Annotated in this window: 16 protein-coding genes; 7 read left to right on the top strand and 9 right to left on the bottom strand. The window is 67.8% G+C overall.

The features are described 5' to 3' along the window. Positions 1-9 precede the first annotated feature (9 nt). The 4 genes from OHA18_RS19830 to OHA18_RS19815 form a co-directional block, all read right to left on the bottom strand. Positions 10-879 carry a carbohydrate ABC transporter permease gene (locus OHA18_RS19830; protein WP_329005630.1) on the bottom strand — a complete coding sequence of 290 codons (870 nt, stop codon included), beginning with the start codon at positions 877-879 and terminating at the stop codon, positions 10-12. Then, entirely contained in the window at positions 876-1,661 is a 786-nt protein-coding gene (locus OHA18_RS19825; protein WP_329005629.1) for a carbohydrate ABC transporter permease, read from the bottom strand. Before OHA18_RS19825 ends, OHA18_RS19830 begins: the two co-directional genes overlap by 4 nt. A 167-nt stretch (positions 1,662-1,828) precedes the next feature. Continuing rightward, entirely contained in the window at positions 1,829-3,193 is a 1,365-nt protein-coding gene (locus tag OHA18_RS19820; protein ID WP_329005627.1) for an ABC transporter substrate-binding protein, read from the bottom strand. A gap of 201 nt (positions 3,194-3,394) precedes the next feature. Next, entirely contained in the window at positions 3,395-4,387 is a 993-nt protein-coding gene (locus OHA18_RS19815) for a LacI family DNA-binding transcriptional regulator (RefSeq protein WP_329005626.1), read from the bottom strand. 67 nt (positions 4,388-4,454) lie between these two features. On the opposite strand from OHA18_RS19815, the gene OHA18_RS19810 reads away from it, so the two are divergent. The 3 genes from OHA18_RS19810 to OHA18_RS19800 are packed head-to-tail and all read left to right on the top strand — an operon-like array spanning position 4,455 to position 7,289. Further along, entirely contained in the window at positions 4,455-5,702 is a 1,248-nt protein-coding gene (locus OHA18_RS19810) for a DUF4032 domain-containing protein (protein ID WP_329006138.1), read from the top strand. A 52-nt stretch (positions 5,703-5,754) separates the two neighbouring features. Then, on the top strand, positions 5,755-6,252 hold the full coding sequence (locus OHA18_RS19805; RefSeq protein WP_329005625.1) for a SigE family RNA polymerase sigma factor: 498 nt from the start codon (positions 5,755-5,757) through the stop codon (positions 6,250-6,252). After that, positions 6,252-7,289: a hypothetical protein gene (locus OHA18_RS19800; RefSeq protein ID WP_329005624.1), complete on the top strand. Its 1,038-nt coding sequence runs from the start codon at positions 6,252-6,254 to the stop codon at positions 7,287-7,289. The genes OHA18_RS19805 and OHA18_RS19800 overlap by 1 nt, the downstream gene beginning before the upstream one ends. 2 nt (positions 7,290-7,291) lie before the next feature. Here the strand turns inward: OHA18_RS19800 and OHA18_RS19795 are convergent, their stop codons facing one another. Together OHA18_RS19795 and OHA18_RS19790 are read right to left on the bottom strand one after the other, a co-directional pair. Continuing rightward, on the bottom strand, positions 7,292-7,693 hold the full coding sequence (locus tag OHA18_RS19795; RefSeq protein WP_329005623.1) for a type II toxin-antitoxin system VapC family toxin: 402 nt from the start codon (positions 7,691-7,693) through the stop codon (positions 7,292-7,294). Then, on the bottom strand, positions 7,693-7,965 hold the full coding sequence (locus OHA18_RS19790) for a type II toxin-antitoxin system Phd/YefM family antitoxin (protein WP_166678304.1): 273 nt from the start codon (positions 7,963-7,965) through the stop codon (positions 7,693-7,695). Before OHA18_RS19790 ends, OHA18_RS19795 begins: the two co-directional genes overlap by 1 nt. Positions 7,966-8,083: 118 nt before the next feature. Here OHA18_RS19790 and dgoD point away from each other — a divergent pair, with 118 nt between their 5' ends. Continuing rightward, positions 8,084-9,229: a galactonate dehydratase gene (dgoD, locus tag OHA18_RS19785; RefSeq protein ID WP_329005622.1), complete on the top strand. Its 1,146-nt coding sequence runs from the start codon at positions 8,084-8,086 to the stop codon at positions 9,227-9,229. Positions 9,230-9,344: 115 nt separating this feature from the next. Here dgoD and OHA18_RS19780 read toward each other — a convergent pair whose 3' ends face one another. Next, positions 9,345-10,112 (bottom strand): 3-hydroxyacyl-CoA dehydrogenase, encoded by a 768-nt coding sequence (locus tag OHA18_RS19780; RefSeq protein WP_329005621.1) that lies wholly within the window; start codon positions 10,110-10,112, stop codon positions 9,345-9,347. After that, on the bottom strand, positions 10,113-11,261 hold the full coding sequence (locus OHA18_RS19775) for an acyl-CoA dehydrogenase family protein (RefSeq protein ID WP_329005620.1): 1,149 nt from the start codon (positions 11,259-11,261) through the stop codon (positions 10,113-10,115). 87 nt (positions 11,262-11,348) lie between these two features. Here OHA18_RS19775 and OHA18_RS19770 point away from each other — a divergent pair, with 87 nt between their 5' ends. The 3 genes from OHA18_RS19770 (at position 11,349) to OHA18_RS19760 (ending at position 13,905) form a co-directional block, all read left to right on the top strand. Continuing rightward, the gene (locus OHA18_RS19770; protein WP_329005619.1) at positions 11,349-11,933 is read left to right on the top strand and encodes a TetR/AcrR family transcriptional regulator; all 585 of its coding nucleotides are present in this window, start codon (positions 11,349-11,351) and stop codon (positions 11,931-11,933) included. 77 nt (positions 11,934-12,010) lie between these two features. Further along, complete coding sequence (locus OHA18_RS19765; RefSeq protein WP_329005618.1) at positions 12,011-12,895, top strand: S1 family peptidase; 885 nt, start codon at positions 12,011-12,013, stop codon at positions 12,893-12,895. A gap of 131 nt (positions 12,896-13,026) precedes the next feature. After that, entirely contained in the window at positions 13,027-13,905 is an 879-nt protein-coding gene (locus OHA18_RS19760; protein WP_329006137.1) for a S1 family peptidase, read from the top strand. A gap of 53 nt (positions 13,906-13,958) precedes the next feature. Here the strand turns inward: OHA18_RS19760 and rlmB are convergent, their stop codons facing one another. Then, complete coding sequence (gene rlmB, locus OHA18_RS19755; protein ID WP_329005616.1) at positions 13,959-14,927, bottom strand: 23S rRNA (guanosine(2251)-2'-O)-methyltransferase RlmB; 969 nt, start codon at positions 14,925-14,927, stop codon at positions 13,959-13,961.

The raw sequence follows: 14,927 nt of genomic DNA, 5'->3' as shown, positions 1-14,927 counted from the left end.
CGAATCTCCTTATCCTTTGAGGCTTCCGGCCGTCAGGCCTGCCATGATGCTGCGTTGGAACACGAAGAAGACGAGGATGGTGGGCAGGCTGGCGATGACCAAAGACGCGATCAGGACGTTCTGGGGCATCTGGGCCGAGAGGGAGGCGATGCCGACGCTGATCGACATCTTGTCCGTCTCCGGGAGGACCAGCAGCGGCCAGACGAAGTCCTTCCACACCGTCACCACGGACAGGATCGACACCACCCCGATGATCGGCCGCGACACCGGCAGCACGATCGACCACAGGATCCTGGCCGGCGAGGCGCCGTCGATCTCCGCGGCCTCCAGCAGTTCGCGCGGGATCGAGTCGAAGAACCGCTTCAGCAGGAACACGAAGAACCCGTTCGCCGCCGCCGGCAACCAGATCGCCCACGGCGTGTTCAGCAGATCCAGGTGAAAGATCGGCAGGTCCTTCGCGACCAGGTACGTCGGCAGCAGCAGGACCATCGGCGGGATCATCAACGTGGCCAGCATCGCGCCGAGCACCAGCTTGCCGAACATCGGCCGCAGCTTCGACAACGCGTACGCCGCGCTGACGTCGACCGCGAGCGTGAACAGCCACGCGCCACCGGCGTACAGCACGGTGTTCTTCAGGAAGACTCCGAGCTGGAGCTGTTCCCACGCGTCGGCGTACACCTGCAGGTCGAAGTGTTTCGGGAAGAAGCTGGGCGGGATCTGCGCGAGCTCGTCGGGTGACTTCAGCGCGCCGGTCACCATCCAGTAGAGCGGGAACACGAACGCACCGGTGAACCCGACGACCGTGACCGTCAGGATCGTCCAGTAGATGACCCGTCCGCGCGGGGTGCGGAGCGCGAGCGGCGAGACCAGCGTCCTCATCGGGCCTCCTCCTCGCGCGACACACGCAGGTAGATCGTGGAGAAGATCAGCAGCACGATCATCAGCATCAGGCCGAGGGCGGAGCCGCCGCCGAAGTCACCGAAGTTGAACGCGTACTGGTACATCAGGTAGGCGACCGTCACGGTCGCGTTCTCCGGGCCGCCGCCGGTCAGCAGGTACGGCTCGATGAAGACCTGCATCGTCGCGACGACCTGCAGGAGCAGCATCACCAGCAGGATCAGCTTGGTCTGCGGAACCGTCACATGCCACACGCGCCTGAACAGGCCGGCGCCGTCGAGCTCGGCGGACTCGTACAGGTCGCCGGGGATGCTCTGCAGTGCGGCGAGGTAGATGAGCGTGCCGGTGCCGAGGTTCATCCAGGTCGACACGATGACCAGGCTGATCAGCGCTGTATTCGTCGAATCCAGCCAGCTCAGCGGCGGGAGGTGCACCGCGTCGAGCGCCTGGTTGAAGAGGCCGGCGCCCGGATCGTAGAACCACTTGAACAGCAGTACGGCGACCGCCGGCGGAAGCATCACCGGCAGGTAGACCACGAAGCGCAGGTAGGCCTTGGCGTGCTTCAACTCGTTCAGCACCACGGCCAGCACGAACGGCACGGCGTACCCGATCACCAGCGCGAGCCCGCTGAACGCCGCGGTGTTCAACCACGCGGACCGGAACGCCGGGTCCGCGATCACCGTACGGAAGTTGTCGAACCCGACCCACACTCCTGGGTCCACGAAGTTGTTCTGCTGAAAGCTCAGCACAACTTCCCGAATCATCGGATACCAGGAAAACAAGGCGAAACAGATCAAAGCCCCACACAGAAACCCGTACGCCGTGAGGTTGCGCCCCACCGCTCGCCGCAGGGCGCCATGGTCGTCTGGGGACTGCGGATCCGTCGTCCCCACCAGCTCGGGACGACGGATCCGCTCCTCGGTCACCGACATTACGTGTTCTTCGCGAGGATCTTGTTGGCCTTGGACTCTGCGTCACTCAGGAGCTTGTCGATATCGGCGTCCTTGCGGGTCAGGACCGCGGACATCGCCACGTCCAGGACGGCGTACAGCTCCTGCGCCTTCGGCGGTTCGAGCTTGTTGGTGATGTTGCCCTGGGCATCGACGTACGGCGTGAAGTTGTCGACCGGGACCGTCGCGTACTGCTTGCGGAGCGCGGTGATCTCGGTGCCGGGCGCACTCTTCCCGTACAGGTCCGGGATCGGCAGACCGACCGGGCGGCCCTGCTCCTTCGAGCGCGCGTAGTCGAACTGGCCCTTGCCCGGCGTGAGCTCGTGGAACTCGAGCCACTGCAGCCCCGCCTTGATCTTCGCCGGCGACGCCTTCGGGTTGAACATGTACCCGTCACCACCACTCAGCGACGACTTCCCGTCCGACTCCGGTACGGCGGTGACGCCGTAGTCCTCGAACTTGCCCTTGAAGTCGTTGTTCACCGACTGCACGACGTCCGGCGCGCCGATCATCATGCCGAGCTTGCCGCCGCCCATCATCCGCATCAGGTCCTCCCACTGGAGCAACTGCTTCGTGCCCATGGAGTTGTCGTCCCAACGCATCTTCTTCAGGTTCTCGAGGACGGCCTTGCCCTCGTCGCTGTTGAACGCGGCGGTCTTCCCGTCGTCGTTCACCATCGAGCCGCCGCGCGCGTACAGCTCGGCGGCGAAGTGCCAGCCACCGGTGTTCCCGGCGGAGTACTCGCCGTACCCGACGTATCCCGGGCCGAGCGCGGCGATCTTCTTCGCCGCCGCGCGGACCTCCTCCCAGGTCTTCGGCGGGTTGGCCGGGTCCAGACCGGCCTGCGTGAACAGCTTGCGGTTGTAGACCAGGCCCATGTTGTAGTTGTTCCGCGGCAGGCCGTACGTCTTGTCGCCGTCCTTGAACACGCCCATCACGTCCGGACGCAGGTCCTTGACCGCGTTGACGCTGCCGACGTACTGGCTGATGTCGGCGGCCTGCTTCTTCTCGATGATCTTCTGGACGTCGGTGTAGTAGACGTAGAACAGATCCTCCTGCGTCCCGCCGGCCAGCTTCGCCTGGAACGTGTCGGGGTTGATGCAGGGAAACGCGTCCTTGCCCTGGACGGTGATGTTCGGGTGCGCTTTCTGGAACGTGGCGACGTCCGCCTCCCAGGCCTCGCGCTCCTTCGGATTGCTCTTCGGCGGCTCGCAACCGACCGTGATCGTGACCGGCCCGTCGGCATCCGCGGCCGGTTTGTTCGCGTCCCCCGACCCACAGGACGCGGCCACCAGCCCGAGTCCCGCAACCAGCAGCAGGCTGAGCCCGCGGCGCGTTGTCGTCATTTCCACCCTCTCCCTCGGATCGTGTGGACACCGTAGGGAAATGGACGCCGGATCGCAATACTTCGATCTGACATTGCAAAAACGTGACTTCTCGTGGGAGATTGCCTGCCGGAGGACAGACGACAGCAGCCGCCGACCAGATCGGTCAGCGGCTGCCGGTACTGCGGGTCACTAGTTGCAATGGAACTAGGTGCAGGAGAACTAGATCCGGGCGCGGGCGGTGGAGGCGCGGACGACGAGTTCCGGCTCGAAGAGCAGCTCGTCGGCCGGTACGACGGCGCGCTCGATCAGGGCGACCAGCATGTCGACCGCGGCGCGGCCCATCGCGTCGATCGGCTGGCGGACGGTGGTGAGCGGCGGGTCGGTGCAGTTCATCATCGCGGAGTCGTCGTACCCGATCACCGAGACGTCGTCGGGGACGCGCAGGCCGGCCCGCCGGACGGCGCGGATCGCGCCGAGGGCGAGGATGTCGCTGGCGCAGACGATGCCGGTGACGCCGGAGCTGACCAGCCGGGTCGCGGCCGCGTGCCCGCCCTCGAGCGAGAACATCGTGTGCTCGACCAGCTTCGGATCCGCCTCGTCGGCGGCCAGGAACGCCTCCAGCTTCCGCCGCGACGGAATGTGGTCGCGCGGGCCGAGCACCATCCCGATCCGTTGGTGACCGAGCGCTCGCAGGTGCCCGATCGCCATCTCGGCGGCGACGTAGTCGTCCGACGAGACCTGCGGGAACCCGAGGTGATCGACCGCCGCGTTGACCAGCACGGTCGGCAGCTTCCGCTCCTGGATCAGCTCGTAGTGCTGGTGCGGCGCGTCCGCCTGCGCGTAGAACCCGCCGGCGAACACCACCCCGGAAACCTGCTGCTGCAGGAGCAGATCCACGTAGTCGGCCTCGGACACGCCGCCGACCGTCCGGGTGCAGAGCAAGGAGGTGAAACCTTGCTGTGCGAGCGCCCCGCCGACGACCTCGGCGAACGCGGGAAAGATCGGGTTCTGCAACTCCGGCAGGACCAGGCCGACGAGCCGGGCGCGGTCGCCGCGCAGCTGCGTCGGACGCTCGTACCCCAGCACGTCGAGCGCGGTGAGCACCGCTTCCCGGGTCGCCTCGGAGACCCCCGGCTTCCCGTTCAGGACCCGGCTCACGGTCGCTTCGCTGACGCCGACCTTCTTCGCCACCTCTGCAAGTCGTCGTGTCATGCCGCAAACTCTACGCCTGATCACGCAAGAATTTGCAAGCACTTGCGTACCTCGCTGAACCCTCAGGATTCCTGACAGACTGGGAGCCGTGCCCCGATTCGTCGCCACCCGCCCGGATACCGGCCTGCTGTCGCTTCCTTGGGACGTCCCGCTCGAGGACTGGCCCGAGGACCAGCTGGTCGCCCTGCCGCGCGGTATCTCGCGGCACGTGGTCCGCTTCGTCCGGGTCAACGGCACCGTGTACGCGATCAAGGAGGTCCTCGAGCACCTGGCGATGCACGAGTATCGGCTGCTCCGCGACCTCGAACGCCTGGAGGCGCCGTCGGTCGAGCCCGTTGGTGTAATCACCGACCGGGTCGACCGCGACGGCGAGCCGATCGACTCGATCCTGATCACCAGGCACCTGCAGTTCTCCCTGCCGTACCGCGCGCTGTTCTCGAGCACGCTGCGCCCCGACACGGTCAACCGGCTGATCGACGCGCTGGTCGCGTTGATCGTGCGGTTGCACCTGCTCGGGTTCTTCTGGGGCGACTGCTCGCTGTCCAACACCTTGTTCCGGCGGGACGCGGGCGCGTTCGCGGCGTACCTGGTCGACGCCGAGACCGGTGAGCTGCACCAGGACATCTCCGACGGCCAGCGGGCCCACGACCTGTACACCGCGGAGATCAACCTGTTCGGCGAACTACTCGACCTGCAGGAGGGCGGTCTGCTCGACGAGTCGATCGACCCGCAGGAGACGGTCGAGTCGATCCAGAAGCGGTACGAGGCGCTGTGGGCGGAGCTGACCGCGCCGGAGGAGTTCGCCACCGACGAGATGCACCGGCTCGACTCGCGGATCCGGCGGCTGAACGAGCTCGGCTTCGACGTCGCCGAGATCGACATCATCACCGACTGGGACGGCAGCCAGGTCCGGATCCAGCCGAAGGTCGTGGATGCCGGCCACCACTCCCGCCGCCTGCTCCGGCTGACCGGCCTGGACGTCGAGGAGAACCAGGCCCGCCGGCTGCTCAACGACCTGGACGCGTTCGCCGCCGCGACCGACCAGCAGAACGAGGACGAGGAGATCGTCGCCCACCAGTGGCTGACCGAGGTCTTCGAACCGGTCGTGCGCTCGGTCCCCCGCGACCTGAAGCGCAAGCTCGAGCCCGCCGAGGTCTTCCACGAGGTCCTCGAACACCGCTGGTTCCTGTCCGAGCAGGCCGGCCACGAGGTCGACACGATGGAGGCGGCCCGCTCGTACGTGCACGACGTACTGGCCGCCAAACCGGACGAGAAACTGGCGCTGCCGACGCCGGCGCTCCCCGAGCCCGACTGAGGGTTTGCAACGTTCGGGCCCTCGCTGACGTGATCAGGGTGGGAGGTGCCGGATGGAGTCACCCGACTTCGACGACTGGGTCACTCAGCGGGGCGCGGCGTTGCTGCGGTTCGCGTACCTCGTCACGCGCGACCACAGCCGCGCGGAGGAAGCCGTCCAGGACGCGCTGATCGCGGTGTACTCGCGGTGGGCGAAGATCTGCCGCGTCCAGGATCCGGAGGCGTACGTACGGCGTTCGATCGTGAACGCCGACATCTCCCGCTGGCGCCGGTTCTTCCGCCGCGAGACTCCTACCGAGGACGCTGGTACGTCGAGCGCACCGGCTCCTGATCACGCGGTTGCCCAGGCGGAGCAGGACGCGATCTGGGCGCTGTGCGCAACGCTGCCCGCGAAACAGCGAGCCGCCGTCGTACTGCGGTACTACGAGGATCTCCCGGACGCGGAGATCGCCGTGATCCTGGAGTGTTCGCCCGCCACCGTCCGCTCACAGATCCACCGTGCGCTGGCTTCACTGCGCACCACCATCGGGACCGAGGAGGTCAAGCGCTGATGGACGCATCCGAGAAGCAGATCGCAGACAGCCTGTCCAAGCACGCGGCGGACGCGCCATCGGACGCCCGCTTGCTGGCAGCCGTCCACACCGGCCTACGCCGCCGCCGTAACAGCCGCGCGATCGGCGCGGTCGTGGTAGCGGCCGCTGTGGTCGCCACTGCGATCGTCGCAACGCACTCCCTGACCTCGGAACTGCGCACCGACCCGCAGGTCAGCCGGCCAGGACCGCCCGATGCCGGATGGCGGTGGGAGTCCTACAAGACGGTGCAGGTGCAGGTGCCGGCGACGTGGACGCAGTACATCTCCGGGCCGGCACCGTGTACGACGTTCGCCAACTCGGCGGTCCCTTCGATCGGACGGTTGAACGGCTGGCTGAGCAAGAACTGGTACACCTGCCCCGACGCCGTACTGCCAGTGAACAAACGGCAGCCGTATCTCTGGTTCGACGACGTCCAGGCCCCCGGAACCAAGCACTACGACGGAGGCTGGACCGAAGAGACTCGACTCGTCGGCGGGACCAAGATCAGCGTGCTGACGGACGACGACACGCTCCGCCGCCGCATCGTCGACTCGGCCCGCCCGATCACAGGCACCGACTACTACGGCTGCGCGCCGACCCTGCCCGACCAGAACGGCACCGGGCTCACGACGAAGGAGCGGATCACCTCGGCCGGCGTGTGCGAATACTGGCGAGGCGCGCTGGTCGCCGGATCCAACCTCGCCGCCGGGCCAGCGTCAGCCTTCGCACAACGAGTGAACAATTCGCCCGAGGCTCCACCACCGGCCCGCGCGGTGGGCTGCGGCAACATCAACCAACGCACCTTCGTCGTCACCCTCCACACCCGCGCCGCGTCGTACCCCGTCTGGATCACCTCCGACTACTGCACCGTCGACCACACCTTCCCCACCGACGACGGCACCACCCAACGCCGCGCCGACGCCATCACCCTCGACCTCGTCCAGCAAGGCATCCACAAGCCCTACCAACCCAGCGACCTCTTCGACCCACCCCGCGCCATCACACCCGCCCGCTGACCTCAGGACAGGCCAGGGCTGACGACGGGCAGTCCGATCGCCTTGGCCGATGCCAGCAGACGCCGGTCATATGTGACGAACGACGTCACGTCATCGCCGAGAATCGCGTCCGCCGTCGCAAGGTGAATCGCGTCGAGAGAACGGATCGACGGATCCTGATAACCGGCGGCCGTCGCACGGACCGTCTCGTCGACGTCGTAGACGGAGATCTGCGCAAGCACGGACGGAACCTCGGTGAGCCGCGCCGGTTCAGAGCGCCGGAGAGCACGGGGCAACTCGACCTCGACCAGCGCCGACGAGACGAAGATGCGATCGACCTGCTCGTTGAGCCAGCCGACGAGTTCGTCCGACTCCGTCTCCCGGCGGACAAGCTTGACCAGCGCGGCGGTGTCCAGGTAGATCATCAGTAGCGCTCCTCGTCGCGCATCTGCTCGAGGAGCTCGCCCGCCTCGTGGTCGGTCCTGATCTCGCCCTTCGGACGCGAGAAAGGTCTGGTCAGCCGAGCGGGCCGGAAACTCCCGGTGGCGAGCAGCCGCGCCGTCGGCGACGGCTTGACCGGAACGAGGCGGGCTATGACAACGCCGCGCTCGGTGATCTCGATCTCCTCGCCCTGCTTCACCCGGGCCAGCACCCGGGCCGTTTCCTGATTCAGCGTACGGATCGGTACCTCAGCCATGGATTCAGAGTAGTACATATTTGTCTGACACCGCCTTCCCATTGATCGACAGAGAAATTACAGCTGTTCCGACACCGTCAGTCGGTTGTCCACAGGGAAAGTTGACTAGGGTTGAAACGTGAAAATCGTGGGGTACGAGACGTTTCTGGTGGCGCCGCGGTGGCAGTTCCTGCGGATCGATACCGATGAGGGGATCAGCGGCTGGGGTGAGCCGATCGTCGAAGGGCGAGCCGAGGCCGTGCAGGGTGCGGTCGCGGCCTGTATGGAGTACCTGGTCGGTACGGATCCGTTGCGGATCGAGGAGCACTGGCAGGTGATGGCCAAGGGCGGGTTCTACCGCGGCGGTGCGGTGCTCTCGAGTGCGCTGGCCGGGATCGACCAGGCGTTGTGGGACATCAAGGGGCGCCACCACGGCGTACCTGTGCACGAACTGCTCGGCGGTCCCGTGCGTGACCGGGTCCGGATGTACACCTGGGCGCACGGCGTCGACAACGCTGCCCTCGTCGACGACGCGCTGGCCAAGGTCGCGCACGGCTTCACCGCGGTGAAGATCAACGTGTCCGAGGCGCTTCCGCCGATCCCGGGCGCGGCTGATCTGCGCAGGATGGCGTCGCGGGTGGAGGCGCTGCGGACCGCGCTCGGCGACGACGTCGACATCGCGCTCGACTTCCACGGACGGCTCAGTACGGCGGCGACTCGGCAGCTGCTGCCGATGCTCGAGCCGCTGCTCCCGTTGTTCGTCGAGGAGCCGGTGACACCGGAGTACTCGCGCGACCTGCGCCGGATCACGGAGTCGACCAGTATCCCGATCGCGACCGGCGAACGGCTCTTCTCCCGCTGGGACTTCCGGGACGTGCTGACGACCGGGATCGCGGTCGCCCAGCCGGACATCTCGCACGCCGGCGGCGTCTCCGAAGTACGCCGGATCGCCGCGATGGCCGAGGCGTACGACGTGAACGTCGCGCCGCACTGCCCACTCGGACCGATCACGCTGGCGGCGAGCCTGCAGATCGACTTCGCCACCCCGAACTTCCTGATCCAGGAGCAGAGCCTGGGCATCGAGTACGGCGGCGGCAACGAACTACTCGACTACCTGGTCGACCCCGCCGTCTTCACCTTCACCGACGGCCACGTCGCCCGCCCAACAGGCCCCGGTCTCGGCATCGAGGTCAACGAAGAAGTAGTCCGCGCAGCAGCCGCACCCCCACACCGCTGGCGCTCCCCCATCCTCCGCCACACCGACGGCTCCTTCGCCGAGTGGTAAATCAGCCTGCTGCGCCGGGGTTTCGCGGGTGGGTTTGTAGCCGCCGCGCGGCGGATTCGCCAGCAGAGTTGGGCGAACGGCGAGCCTGCGCGGAGCAGGGTCGCCGGGACGCGGATCAACGGGGTGGCATCCGGAGGGCGCCGTCGAGGCGGATGACCTCGCCGTTGAGGAGTTGGTTGTCGAGGATGTGGCGGACCAGGGCGGCGTACTCCGACGGCTTGCCGAGGCGGGACGGATGGGGGACTTGCTGCTCGAGGACCGCGCGCGTCTCCTCGGGGAGGCCGGCGAGCATCGGGGTCTCCATCGTGCCCGGCGCGATCGTGACGACCCGGATTCCCTTGTCTGCAAGGTCTCTCGCGGCCGTGAGCGTGAGGGCGACGATGCCGCCCTTGCTCGACGCGTACGCCGCCTGCCCGATCTGACCGTCGTACGCCGCGATCGACGCGGTCATCACCACGACGCCGCGATCACCGTCTTCACCAGGCTCGGTGGCGATCATCCGCTCGGCGGCCAGCCGGAGCACGTTGAACGTGCCGATCAGGTTCACCTCGATCACCTGCCGGAACGTTGCCAGCGGCAACGGACCCTTGCGGCCGACGACCCGGCCCGGCGTCGCGATGCCGGCGCAGTTCACCACCACCCGCAGCTGACCCAAGCCGGAAGCCGCGTCGAGCGCGGCCGTCACGCCGGCCTCGTCGGTGACGTCGGCCGGCGCGAACACCACCCGCTCGCCCAGCTCGTCCGCGACCGCCTTGCCCGCGGACGACGGCAGGTCGACGATCACGACCCCGAGCCCGTCCGCGGCCAGCCGGCGCACCGTCGCCTCTCCGAGCCCGGAACCACCACCGGTGACCAGGGCGACGTCGGACGGGCTGAACTTCATCTACACGCTCCTCAAAATCTCCCGGCTGATCACCAGCCGCTGGATCTGGTTGGTGCCTTCGAAGATCTGGGTCACCTTCGCCTCGCGCATGTACCGCTCGGCCGGGAACTCCCGGGTGTAACCGTACCCACCGAGCACCTGCACCGCGTCGGTGGTGACCTTCATCGCCGCGTCCGTGCAGACCAGCTTGGCGATCGCCGCCTCGCCTGTGAACGACCGCCCGAGGTCACGCCGGCGGGCCGCATGCAGGTACGTCGCCCGCCCGGACTCGACCCCGGCCGCCATGTCGGCGAGCAGGAACTGGATCCCCTGGAAGTCGGCGATCGCCTGCCCGAACTGCTGACGCTCCTTCGCGTACGACGCCGCGACGTCGAGCGCCGCCTGCGCCAGACCGACCGCACACGCGGCGATCCCGAGCCGGCCCGAGTCGAGCGCGGACAGCGCGATCCGCATGCCGTCGCCCTCGGCGCCGATCAGGTTGGCCGCCGGGATCCGGACGTTGTCGTAGTTGACCAGCGTCGTGGTCGACCCGGTCAGCCCCATCTTCCGCTCCGGCGCGCCGAAGCTCAGGCCCTCGGCCGAGCCCGGCACGTGGAACGCCGAGATGCCGTGCTTCGGGTCGTCCGAGGTCCGGGCGAAGGTGGTGTAGAAGTCGGCGTGCGAGCCGTGGCTGATCCACGCCTTCGTACCGTTCAGGACGTAGAAGTCGCCGTCGCGGACGGCCCTGGTCGTCAGCGAGCTGATGTCGGAGCCGGCCTGCGGCTCGGACAGCGCGTACGCACCGAGGAACTCGCCGCCGACCATGTCCGGCAGCAGCCGGGCCTTCTGCTCGTCGGACCCGAACGTCGCCAGGCCGTAGCTGGTCATCGTGTGCACGGAGACGCCGACGCCGACGGACATCCAGGCGGACGCGATCTCCTCGAGCATCTGCAGGTACACCTCGTACGGCTGCTCGGCGCCGCCGTACTGCTCCGGGTAGGGCAGGCCGAGCAGGCCGGCCTTGCCGAGGGTGCGGAACGCGTCCCTCGGGAAGGTCTCGCTCTCTTCCGCCTCGGCGGCGTGCGGGGCGAGCTCGTGCTCGCACAGGTCCCGGACGAGGGCGAGCAGGTCAATGGATTCGTCAGTCGGCAGGAGTCGGTCGACAGCCATCAGGGAACCCCCTCTCAACAACTGACAGAATGATACTCGGAATGATACTGAAGCACATAACTCAGTATCGTTCTATGCTGTCTCGATATGACAACAGTCGTTCCGGGGCGGCGGACCCGCCGGCAGTCCGAGCTGCTCGACCGGCTCCTGTCCTTGTTCCTCGAGCAGGGGTTCAGCCGCTTCACCCTGGACGACCTGGCCGCCGAGCTGCGCTGCAGCAAGACCACCCTCTACGCGCTGGCGCCGAGCAAGGAACAGCTCGCCGTCGAGGTGGTCAAGCACTACTTCAAGAATGCCACCGCGCAGGTGGAGTCCGCGGTCGCTCGCCAGACCCGGCACGACCGCCGGATCGCGGCGTACCTGAACGCGGTCGCGGACGCGCTGCGGCCGGCCGGCCGGACCTTCCTCGACGACGTCGCGACGTTCGCGCCGGCCCGTTCGGTGTACGAGCGGAACACCCGGATCGCAGCCGAGCGGGTCCGGGCGTTGATCGAGGACGGCATCAACAACAAGATGTTCCGGCAGGTCGACATCGCGTTCGCGGCCGAGATGATCGCGCACACCATGCAGGCCATCCAGCGCGGCGACATCGCCCGGCGTACCGGCCTGAACGACGCCGAGGCGTACCGCGAACTCGCGTCGTTCGTCCTGCACTCCCTGCGGCTGGACTGACCGGCCGGACCTCTAAGGTTGGGATCCGTCCTCTTGCTGCCATCTCGCGCATCAGAGCCGTACGCCCCGGAAGGCTGATGACTATGAAAACCCTGCGACGTACCGCGGCCGTGGTGGCGGCCGCCGCGCTCGCCTTGGCCGCCGCCGTACCGGCCAAGGCGGACCCGGTGAAGCCGCCACGACTGTCCGCCAAAGCGATCACCGAGACGCTGAACGACCAGATCAACACCCCTGGCACGGCGTGGATGACCAAGCCGGACGGCACCGTCGTGGTGTCGTACGACTCCACCGTCACCGGCACGAAGCTGACCAAGCTGACCGGTCTGACCAAGCAGCTCGCCTCGAACATCACCCTGGAGAAGCTGCCAGGCAAGCTGCAGAAGTACATCAGCGGTGGCATGGCGACCTTCGGCGGCGAGTACAAGTGCACCGTGGGCTTCAACGTGCAGCGGCGCGGTAAGTACTACTTCCTCACTGCCGGTCACTGCGGCGTCGCGGCGGCCCGCTGGTACCAGGACCAGAACCATGCCGTCTACACCGGCGCGGTGGTCAACGCCAGCTACCCGTGGAACGACTACTCGCTGGTCGTCTACCGCACCGACATCAAGATGAAGCCCCCGGGCGGCAGCGTGTACCTGTACAACGGGCACTCGCAGGACATCACCACGGCGATGAACCCGGGTCTCAACCAGCTGGTGTACCGCTCCGGCGCGACCAGCGGCCTGCACAGCGGCCGGGTCACCGGCCTGAACGCGACCGTGAACTACGGCGACGGGCGCGTGGCCGGCCTGATCCGCACCAGCGTCTGCGCCGAGCCGGGCGACTCCGGCGGGCCGCTGTTCTACCGGCAGTGGGCCTTCGGCCTGACCTCCGGTGGCTCCGGCGACTGCAAGACGGGTGGAGTGACCTACTTCCAGCCGGTGGTCGAGGCCCTCAACGTGTACGGCGTCTCGATCTACTGAGTGCGGGTTTCCCCTACTCTCCGGAACCTCTTGAATACTCAGGGAGATACGGGGTAGGACTGGACACGGTTGAAGTCAAGGACGCCCCGCCCCGAAGGCGTCCTCATCGTGAGGAGGCTGAAACCGTGAACATGTCCCCATTCCGCCGTACCACCGCTCTCCTGGCCGCGGCCGGGCTTGCTGCCGCCGGACTTCTGGCGTCGCAAGCCTCGGCTGCGCCGGTCAACCCCGCCACCCTGTCCGCAACCGCGATCACGTCGACGTTGAGCAAGGACGCGACGATCCCGGGTACGGCGTGGCAGACCGACCCGAACGGCCGGATCATCGTGTCGTACGACGACACGGTCACCGGCGCGAAGCTGTCGCAGCTGACCGGTGTGACCAAGCAGTTCGGCGACCGCGTCACGCTGGAGAAGATGTCCGGCAAGCTGACGAAGTACATCGCCGGCGGCGACGCGATCTACGGCGGGCAGTACCGCTGCTCGCTCGGCTTCAACGTGCGCAGTGGCAGCACGTACTACTTCCTGACCGCGGGTCACTGCGGCAACATCGCGTCCAGCTGGTACTCGAACTCCAGCAAGACCACCCTGCTCGGCACGACGTACGGGTCGAGCTTCCCGGGTAACGACTACGCGATCGTGAAGTACAGCGCCTCGTACACGAACCACGCCGGCACGGTGGATCTGTACAACGGCAGCTCGCAGGACATCACGTCCGCCGGCAACGCGACTGTTGGCCAGGCGGTCAAGCGCAGCGGCAGCACCACCGGTGTGCACAGCGGCACGGTCCAGGCAGTGAACGCCACGGTGAACTACGCCGAGGGCACCGTCACCGGCCTGATCCGCACCAACGTCTGCGCCGAAGGCGGCGACTCCGGCGGCGCGCTGTTCGCCGGCTCGGTAGCCCTCGGCCTCACCTCCGGCGGCTCCGGCAACTGCTCCTCCGGCGGCACCACCTACTTCCAGCCCGTCACCGAGGCCCTCTCCCGCTACGGCGTGAGCGTCTACTGACCCTGCACAGGTCAGCGCCCCGGACCTTCGTGGTCCGGGGCGCTGTCGTGTGCTCAGCTCGCGCGGCGGCGGGAGATTTCGTAGAGCGTCACACCGGCGGCGATGCCTGCGTTGAGGGACTCGGTCGCGCTGGTCATCGGGATCGAGACGATCAGGTCGCAGTTCTCGCGGACCAGGCGGGCCAGGCCTTTGCCTTCGGAGCCGATGACCAGCACGATCGGCTCGGTCGCGGCCTCGAACTCCGGGAGCTCGATGGCGCCGTTCATGTCCAGGCCGATGACCAGCAGGCCGGCGTCCTTGTAGGACTTCAGCGCCCGGTTGAGGTTGCCGGCGCGGGCGACCGGGATGCGGGCCGCGGCACCGGCGGACGTCTTCCAGGCCGAGGCGGACATCGACGCCGTACGGCGCTCCGGGACGACCACGCCGTGGGCGCCGAAGGCGGCCGCCGAGCGGGTGATCGCGCCGAGGTTGCGCGGGTCCGTCACACCGTCGAGCGCGACGATCAGTGGCACCTCGCCCGCGTCGTACGCCCGGGTCAGCAGGTCGTCGGGGTGGGCATACTCGTACGGCGGGATCTGCAGCGCGACGCCCTGGTGCGAACCGCCCGCGGTGACCCGGTCGAGCTCGGTCCGCGGCACCTCGAGGACCGAGACACCGGTCTCGACCGCGACCAGCAGGGCCTCGCGCAGCCGGGCGTCCCGCTCGGTGCCTTCGGCAACATGCAGGGCCGCGGCCGGCACGCCGGCTCGCAGCGCCTCGACCACCGGGTTCCGCCCGTACACCCACTCGACGGTCGATTCGTTGTCCTTACGCGCCGGGCGCCGGGTGGTGCCGCGCTCCCGGTCCTTGGCGCGCTCGGCCGCCTTCGCCCGCTTGTGCGCGGGGTGCTTGACCCGGTCCACCGCCTTCGGCGTCGGGCCTTTGCCCTCGAGACCTCGGCGAACCCGCCCGCCGGAACCGGCGGTCGGGTTGCCCCGTGCCTTCTTCCGGATGGCGCCCTTGCGCTGGCTGTTGCCTGGCAC

The sequence above is a fragment of the Kribbella sp. NBC_00709 genome, assembly GCF_036226565.1.
Lineage (GTDB): Bacteria > Actinomycetota > Actinomycetes > Propionibacteriales > Kribbellaceae > Kribbella.
Note: the sequence above shows the minus strand (reverse complement) of the source record. Positions and strands in the feature narration are given on the sequence as shown.